Source organism: Pseudomonas protegens, assembly GCF_003732485.1.
GTDB classification, from domain to species: domain Bacteria; phylum Pseudomonadota; class Gammaproteobacteria; order Pseudomonadales; family Pseudomonadaceae; genus Aquipseudomonas; species Aquipseudomonas protegens_B.
In genome coordinates this window covers 233202-241935 of record NZ_MOAK01000082.1, presented here as the reverse complement: position 1 = coordinate 241935, position 8734 = coordinate 233202, and the positions used below count along the sequence as shown (strand labels likewise).

Annotated in this window: 6 protein-coding genes; 5 read left to right on the top strand and 1 reads right to left on the bottom strand. The window is 61.9% G+C overall.

Annotated features, from left to right (window positions below; all coding sequences use genetic code 11):
- The 5 genes from BLX41_RS36375 to BLX41_RS26740 form a co-directional block, all read left to right on the top strand.
- Nucleotides 1-1519 (top strand): ATP-binding protein (locus BLX41_RS36375; protein ID WP_259745214.1); only part of this gene is annotated, 1519 nt, incomplete at its 5' end.
- Nucleotides 1506-2696, top strand: a complete 1191-nt coding sequence (gene pvrR, locus BLX41_RS26755) for a response regulator cyclic di-GMP phosphodiesterase PvrR (RefSeq protein ID WP_123727325.1) — start codon at nt 1506-1508, stop codon at nt 2694-2696. The genes BLX41_RS36375 and pvrR, both read left to right, overlap by 14 nt.
- A 109-nt stretch (nt 2697-2805) precedes the next feature.
- A complete protein-coding gene (locus BLX41_RS26750; protein WP_123727324.1) occupies nt 2806-6042 on the top strand; it encodes a hybrid sensor histidine kinase/response regulator in 3237 nt (1078 codons plus the stop codon).
- 74 nt (nt 6043-6116) lie between these two features.
- Nucleotides 6117-6764: a response regulator gene (locus BLX41_RS26745; RefSeq protein ID WP_123727323.1), complete on the top strand. Its 648-nt coding sequence runs from the start codon at nt 6117-6119 to the stop codon at nt 6762-6764.
- Between the two features lie 27 nt (nt 6765-6791).
- Nucleotides 6792-7205 (top strand): TIGR03067 domain-containing protein, encoded by a 414-nt coding sequence (locus tag BLX41_RS26740; RefSeq protein ID WP_123727322.1) that lies wholly within the window; start codon nt 6792-6794, stop codon nt 7203-7205.
- 53 nt (nt 7206-7258) lie between these two features.
- Here BLX41_RS26740 and BLX41_RS36370 read toward each other — a convergent pair.
- Nucleotides 7259-8734: ATP-dependent DNA helicase (locus BLX41_RS36370; protein WP_259745213.1), on the bottom strand; the 1476-nt coding region annotated here is incomplete at its 5' end.

Sequence of the window (8734 nt, the reverse complement as noted above, 5' to 3'; positions counted from 1 at the left end):
ACGAAAGCAGATCGAAGCGGCCCTGGAAGAAGCCAAGCGCCTGGCCGATACCGCCAACGAAGCCAAGACCCTGTTTCTGGCTACCATGAGCCACGAAATCCGCACTCCGCTGTACGGCGTGCTCGGCACCCTGGAACTGCTTTCCCGGACCCACCTGGACAACCAGCAGAAGGATTACCTGCGGGCCATCGAAGGCTCATCCGGCACGCTGTTGCAACTGATTTGCGACGTGCTGGATGTGTCCAAGATCGAGGCCGGGCAGTTGGCCCTGGAACTCAGTGAATTCTCTTCCCTGGACCTGGTGCACGAAATCATCCAGGGCTACGCCGCTGCCGCCCACGCCAAGGGCCTGCAGTTCTATGCCTGTGTGGACCCGCAGTTGCCGGAGATCCTCCTTGGCGATGTCACGCGGATCCGCCAGATCCTCAGCAACCTGCTGAACAACGCGGTCAAGTTCACCGACTCGGGCCGTATCGTCCTGCGAGTCCGAGTGGACAGTCGTGACGGCGAGCGCAGCAACATCCTCTGGCAGGTATCCGACACTGGCCGCGGTATCGCCCAGGATGACCAGACGCTGATCTTCGAGCCCTTCTACCAGACCGAGGGCAACACCAATGTGATCGCCGGCACGGGCCTGGGCCTGCCGATCTGCCAGCGTCTGACGCAATTGATGAACGGCAATATCCGCATGGTCAGCGAACTTGGGCTGGGCAGCAGCTTTACCCTGACCCTGCCGCTGGAAGCCTGTTCCATGGTGTCCAGCGCGCCCCTGATCAGCCCGCTGCTGCCGGAAATGATCTATGTGGTATCCCCGGTACGCGAACTGGCGGAATCCGTGGCCGGCTGGTTGCGTCGCTGGGGGGCCCGGGCCCAGTTCAGCCTGCCCACTCAGTCGGATCGCAGCCGGGGCAACGTGTTGATCGAGCTGCACCCGGGGATCGTGGAGCATCAACTGGAGCCCGACTGGCAAGGGCCCCTGGTGCTCGCCAGTGGTGACGGCCACAACGAACCACGGATCCGTGGCGGCAGCTGGCAGGTCAACACCAACAACCTGCGGGCGATCCACCAGGCGGTGAGCCAGGCACAGGGCGTCTGGGTGGCACAGAGCGAGGAACACCCAGACAGCCGTGAACTGAAAAAACTCAGCCTGCATGTGCTGGTGGCCGAAGACAACGTGATCAACCAGTTGATCCTCAAGGACCAGTTGGAGGAGCTGGGCTGCAGCGTGGAACTGGCCTCGAACGGCGAAGAGGCCCTGTCCATCTGGAGAACCGGACACTTCGACGTGGTGTTGACCGATGTGAACATGCCGAAGCTCAACGGCTATGAACTGGCCAAGGAGCTTCGACGTCAAGGCTGTTCGACCCCGATCATCGGGGCGACGGCCAATGCAATGCGCGGAGAAGAAGAGCTCTGTCTTGCAGCCGGGATGAACCACTGCTTGGTCAAGCCCTTTGCATTAAGAGCGTTGTTCAACTATCTGACGCCCTATGAAAGAGCCCCTCATGAAGTCCTGTAGCATTTTGATCGTCGAAGATCAGCCGTTTCAGTACATGTACCTGCAACACTTGTTCAACGAGCTGGGACCTTACCAGCTGGAGGTCGCGAGCAACGGCTCCGAGGCTCTCGAGCGTCTCAAGCAACGGCATTTCGATCTGGTACTGACGGATCTGCTGATGCCTGGCATGGACGGTGTGCAGTTCATCCAGGGCCTGGCCACGCACCGCGTGCGCCCGGCCCTGGCAATCATGAGTGCCTCTTCCCGACGCATGCTGATGGGTGCCAGCCTGGTCGCCCGCAACCTGGGCCTGCGGGTCATAGGGCTGATTTCCAAACCGGTGAACCTGGCGGCGCTGCGCAGCCTCACTGCACAATTGCCGGGTCTGGCCAACAGCGCGCCGGCGCCGGCGATCTGGGTCGAGTGCAGCAGTGAAACCCTGCAGCACGCCCTGCGCAATTCGCAGATCCAAGCCTGGTTCCAGCCCAAGAAGTCCCTCAACAACGGCCGGATCGTTGCCGCCGAAGCCCTGGTGCGCTGGATGCACCCGCAACACGGCATGCTGTTGCCCTGCGACTTTCTGCCGGAACTCACCGAGGCGGGACTCGAAGAGGAACTGTTGTGGCTGATCCTGGAACAGGCCCTGGAAGCTCAGGTGCGCTGGCGCGAAGACGGCTACGACATCCCGGTGTCGATCAATCTGCCGACCCATCTGCTCAACAGCTCCGACCTGGCCGACCGTCTGCATGAGTTCGTGATCGAGCGCGACGGCATACCCGGCAAGATCTGCTTCGAGCTGATGGAGTGCTCCACTCCGGAACACATCAGCAACTTCTACGCCGGTGCCTGCCGCCTGCGCATCAAGGGCTTCGGCTTGTCCCAGGACGATTTCGGCAAGGGCTACAGCTCCTACATGAACCTGGTGTCGACGCCCTTCACCGAGCTGAAGATCGATCGTGCCCTGGTCCAGGGCTGCCACAACAACGAGGAAATCGCCCAGGCCCTGACCAGTATCATTGCGCTGGGTCGCCAGCTGGGCCTGACGGTGGTCGCCGAGGGCGTGGAAAGCGCACAGGAACTGGCCCTGCTGCGCAAAATCGACTGCACCCAGGTGCAGGGGTTCCTGATTTCCCACGCGGTGTCCTCGCAACAGTTTCAACAATTGCTGGCCCAAGACGGACCAGCGACTGTGTACTAGCCGATGAGCCCATTGCTCACCCACACCACTTTCACTCATCGCTGACGGCCTTGCTTCAGAGAGAGGAATCTCGGAATCAAGGCCCTTATATGCATTTGGGAATTCAGTGATGAAATACAGCAACACCTTCCTGGAGAATCTCACTCGAAGTTCGATCCGGCTGAACAAGGGTCTGCTGACTCTCGCGGGCCTGGCACTGCTGCTGTTCGCCATCCTCTACTGGGCCGCCCAACGCCTGATCGACGAACAGCACAGCACGGTGAGGTTTCATTTCACCCGACTGATGGAAAACATTCAGGAGCAGGAGCTGTTTCTCCGGCACCTGGCCAGCCGCCAGTCCATCCAGGCACTGCTGGCCGACGAACCCTCTGCGCCGCACCTGCAGCAGCCCTTGTCCATTGAGGGAAAAACCGCTTACGAAGGGCAGCAGGCCCTCTATTCGATGCCCTTCAGCCTGAACCTCAATTACCCGCAACTGGCCGCCAGCGAGCTGCCCAAGGTGTTCGCCCTGGGCATGCACCTGTCGACTTTCTACAGTGCCTTTTGGTCCACCTCGCACTATCACGCGCCACGCACCTTCCTCTTCAACACCTTCGGCAATTTCGACATCAGCGTGCCCGCTGCGCGGCACACACGGGGCAACCCCTGGAGCAGCGACACGTCCTACAACAGCGTGGTGGAACAGGTCCTGCGGCACCTGGCAGTGAAGAACAGCGGCTTCCCGGACAATCAGGTCTACTGGGATAAATACCCTCTGCCGGCCTCGGGGCAGGTTTCCCCCAAGCTGCTGGCCTACATCAACCTGCACGTAGGGACGCACCAGTTGCACATCCAGGGCGCGAACAACGGGCTGGTGGTGGCTTCGCTGCTGAACCTGGACGAAGTCAATAACAGCGAGCGTCTAATGGACGGGGCGATTTATGACGACTTCACCCTGATCGAGCCTTCAGGCAGCCTCCTCACCGGCGCCCATGATCCCGCCGACGCCCTGCATGAGGGCCTCAACTTCGGCTGGCGAGGGATGATCTTCAAGATGACGAGCCATACCCCGGCACTCTGGACCGGGATCTACACCATCAGCTACAAGAGCTATTTCGACTACGCCCTGTGGACCCTGACAGGCCTGCTGACCCTGGCCCTGACCACCCTCCTCAGCGGCTGGGCCGCCAGCCGCTGGTATCGCGACAAGGTAGTAACGCCAGCGCAACTGGCGCACCAGAGCATTGCCGAGAGTGACGCCTTCAGCCGGGTGGTGCTCGACACCGCCCCCACCGGCCTGTGCGTGGTACGCCGCGAAGACTTCAAGGTACTGCTGGAAAACCGCCTGGCCGAACAATGGCAAAGCACGACAAAACTGCTGGCCCTGTTGCAGCACGAACAGCATTTGAGCGACAACGGCGAAACCTACCTCGAGGTCGACGGGCGCCATTTGCAGGTCGGCCTGGTCTCGACCCGCTATCAGGGCCAGGACGTACTGCTCTGCACCTTCAACGACGTCACCCAGCCTGTCGAGGATGCCCGGGTGCTGGAACAGGCCAGACGTTCGGCGGACGCGGCCAACGAAGCCAAGACCCTGTTCCTCGCCACCATGAGCCACGAGATCCGCACCCCGCTCTATGGCGTGCTCGGCACCCTGGAACTGCTGGGCCTGACCCAACTGGACCCGCGCCAGAGCGACTACCTGCAGACCATCCAGCGCTCCTCCAGCACCTTGTTCCAGCTGATCAGCGATGTTCTCGACGTCTCCAAGATCGAATCCGGGCAGATGAGCATCGACCCGGTGGAGTTCTGCCCCCTGGACATGGTGGAGGACGCCTTGCACACCTACGCAGCCTTTGCCGAACGCCGCGGGCTGCTGCTCTATGCCTGCATCGACCCGAGCCTGCCGGACCTGATGCTGGGGGATGCCACCCGCATCCGGCAGATTCTCAACAACCTGCTGAGCAACGCGATCAAGTTCACCGACTGCGGCCGGGTGGTACTGCGCGTGCGGGTGCACAAGCAGGATGCGCACCAGGCCAGTATCGAATGGCAAGTCACCGATACCGGCATTGGCATCTCGTCATTACAGCAACCCCAGTTGTTCGACCCCTTCTACCAGGTCCGCGACGCCTCCAGCGAAGCCGGCGCCGGGCTGGGGCTGACGATCTGCCAACGCCTGAGCGACATGATGGACGGGCAGATGCAGGTCATCAGCGAACCGGGACTGGGCAGCAGCTTTTCCCTGCGCCTGACCCTGCAACGCCTGCCGGGAACCTTGTCGGGAGTCGAGTCATGGCCCGAAGGGCCGCCGGTCTATGTTCGCGCACCGGTGCCGGAGCTGATGAAAAGCACGTGCGACTGGCTCAACCGCCTTGGGCTCCAGGCCTATCCGCTGCCCGCCAATTGGGATGACAAGCCCCAGAGCAATGTGTTGATCGACATGCTGCCCCGAGACACCCAGGCCCCCTGGCCCGGCCTCTGTGTCAGCGCCAGTTCCAGCGGTCGCTGGAACAGCAACCTGCAGCCGGCGCAATGGGAGGTCGACGCCCACGACATCCGGGCCATCGCCCAGGCCGCAGCGCTGGCCCGCCAGGGACAGCCGCTGCATGCGGCACGACGCGCACCCGGTACCGTACAACACTTGAACCTGAACATCCTGGTGGCGGAAGACAACCCCATCAACCAGGCCATCATCAAAGAGCAACTCGAAGCCCTGGGTTGCCAGGTAACCCTGGCGGCCAATGGTGAACAGGCCCTGGAACAATGGCGGCCGCAGCAGTTCGACATCGTCGTGACCGACGTCAACATGCCGGTCATGAACGGCTATGACCTGGCCCGGGAGCTGCGTCTGCGGGAGCCGGAACTGCCGATCATCGGCGTCACCGCCAATGCCCTGCGCGAGGAAGGCCGCCGCTGCCTGGCTGCCGGCATGAACACCTGGATCGTCAAGCCCATGAATCTGCAGACCCTGCGAGGGCAATTGTCGAAACTCTGCCAGGTGCCCGGCACAAGCGCACCGCTGACCGCCAGACCTGCGTTGCAGACTGAAACCCGACCTGTGCCGCCCTGCCCCGTAGATGACATTATTCAAGTCTCGGAGCGAATGCGGCCGCTATTTCTCAGTACCATGCACGACGACCTGAAGCGACTGGCCAAGGCCCTGGAAACCGGCTCCAGCAAGGCGGCAGCCGAGCGTCTGCACAGTATTGCCGGGGCCATGGGTGCGGTGCAGGCCAGGGCTCTGGCCAGGGCCTGCGCCGAACTGGAGTGCCAATTACTGGAAAACACCCTGAACCCGACACTGGTAGCTCAAGTCCGGCAACTGATGCAGCGCTTGTCGGAACTCCTGTTGCCCCTTGAATAATGAGTAACAGCGTTTAATGTACCGTCAGTCTCACGTTTCTTTACTAATTTGCGTATTACACGGGTGTGTTTGCCATGGAAAAACTGAAAGTAGTCATTGCTGACGATCACCCTATTGTCTTGCTGGGCGTGCGCGAGTTGATGGAGCGCGACGAACGTTTCGAAATCGTCGGTGAAGCGGTGTGTTCCAAAGGCCTGATCCAGCAATTGGAATCCCAACCGGTGGACATCGTCATCACCGACTACAACATGCCCGGAGACTCGCCCTACGGTGATGGCCTGAAGCTGGTGGAATACATCAAGCGCAACTTTCCACACCTGCAGATCCTGATCCTCACCATGATTTCCAACCAACTGATCCTCACCCGCTTGCACGAATTGGGTGTGGTCGGGGTGATCCAGAAAAACCAACTGCACGAAGAGATCCAGATTGCCCTCAAGGCCATTGCGCAAAGAGGCATCTACCGCAGCCTGGAACCTGCTTCCAACTCGGTGATGGAGTCCAATGTAGCGATCGATGAGCGCATCTCCACCCTCTCGCCCAAGGAGTTCGAAATCCTCCGGTTGTTCGTTTCCGGCAAAAGCGTCAGCGACATCGCCCGCAGCCAGAACCGCAGCTCCAAAACCATCAGCGCGCAGAAGATTTCCGCCATGCGCAAGCTGGAGGTACAGAGCGACCAGGACCTGCTGACCTACTGCATTGGCCGCAACATCTTCAACTGAATGCCCCCCACAAGGAATTGATCGACAATGGATACTTCGTCATCAATCAGGACCAACGACTCGTTGGAACTTCAGCGCCTGCAGGGAGCCTGGGAGCAAACCGGGATGGAGGACAGCGGTGTGCCGAACCCGCCGGACGAACACAGTGCGCCCGGGGCCCTGACCCTGATCGAAGGCGATCAGTTTCGCGTGCTGACAGTGGCGGGAGAAGTGCTGCTGGCCGGGCGCTTCACCCTCGACAGCAGCACCACCCCCAAGTCGATCACCTGGATCGACTCCATCGGTGCGGATGCGGGCAAGCCCCTGCCCGCCAGCTATGAGCTGACTGAGGATGACTTCGTGTTCATCGCCGCCGATGAAGGCCAACCCCGGCCGACCCGCTTCAGCACCGGCCCGGGCCAGACCCTGCGGCGCTTCGTCCGGGTTCGCCAAGGCCAGTGACCCTCGCCCCCGGCGAACAGACGCCGGGGGTCAAGCGGCCACAGCACCAGTCATCACCTCGAAATCTCCCCTGCCGGCGCCTTCCCTTGGGCGTCCACCGCCCACCAGCTGGGCAACAACTGCCGCACCCTGGGCTCGGCAAAGCGATCGTCGATCAACATCAGCACTCCCCGATCGGCCTGGCTGCGGATCACTCGCCCTGCCGCCTGCACCACTTTCTGCAGTCCGGGATAGAGGTAGGTGTAGTCGTACCCGGAGCCGAACAGCCTGGCCATGCGCTGCTTCATCTGCTCGTTCAACGGGTTGAGCTGAGGCAGCCCGAGGGTGGCGACAAAGGCGCCGATGAGTTTTGAGCCGGGCAAGTCGATGCCCTCGCCGAAAGCCCCGCCGAGCACGGCGAACCCGATGCCCTGCCCCTGGGCACGAAACTGCTGGAGAAAGTCCAGGCGCGATGCTTCATCCATGCCCCTGGACTGTAGCCACAGGGGAATCTGCGGGTGCTCGCGGGCCAAAAGCCCGGCCACCTGCTGCAGGTAATCGAAGCTGCTGAAGAACGCCAGGTAGTTGCCCGGCCGCGCGGCGAACTGGCGGGCCAGCAGCTCGACGATAGGCGCCAGGGACGCCTGTCGATGCACGTAGCGGGTGGAGATCCGGCTGACGATATGCACGTCCAGTTGCGCGGCGGCAAACGGCGACTCCACGTCCAGCCACACCGTGGTCGGCGGCAATCCCAGCAGGTCGCGGTAGTAATGCTGCGGGTTGAGGGTGGCGGAAAACAGCACCGTGCTGCGGGCCGCCGTCAGTCGAGGCCCGAGCAGCGGCGCCGGCACCACATTGCGCAGGCTCAGCCGCGACAGGCTGCGCTTGGCACTCAACGAGCGCTTGCTGATATCGAAGATAAACTGCTGTTGGTCGAACAGCTCCGCCACCCGGGCAAATTGCAGCAGTTCGAAATACAGACCCTGCAAACCACTGTCCAGGCCCTGGGGCTGCTCGTTGAAGTAGTCCCCCAGGGTGGCGACACACAAGGCCAGAGCCCTGAGCAAGGCCGTCGGCAACTGCTCATAGGCCTGGTAAGGCGCGAGCTGTTCCTTGTGCAAGGCGTTCCATTCGCGGTTGAGCCGTTGCAACGAGCTTTTCAGTGCCTGGGGTGCAGTGCTGCGCACGCTGGCCAGCTGTTGCTGATCCAGGCTGGCGCTGTACATGCCACGCCCACGCTCCACCAGGTTATGGGCCTCGTCCACCAGCACCGCCACTTGCCATTGATTGGCCTGTGCCAGGCCGAACAGCAAGGCGCTGAAATCGAAATAGTAGTTGTAGTCGGCCACCACCAGATCGCTCCAGCGGGCCATCTCCTGACTCAGGTAGTAAGGGCAGACCTGATGCGCCAGGGCCACCTCGCGCAGCGCCTGGCGATCCAGCATCGGCACCTGGCTGGCCGCCTGGCGCGCCGCGGGCAGGCGTTGATAGAAACCCTTGGCCAGCGGGCAGGACTCGCCGTGGCAGGCCTTGTCCAGGTGCTCGCAGGC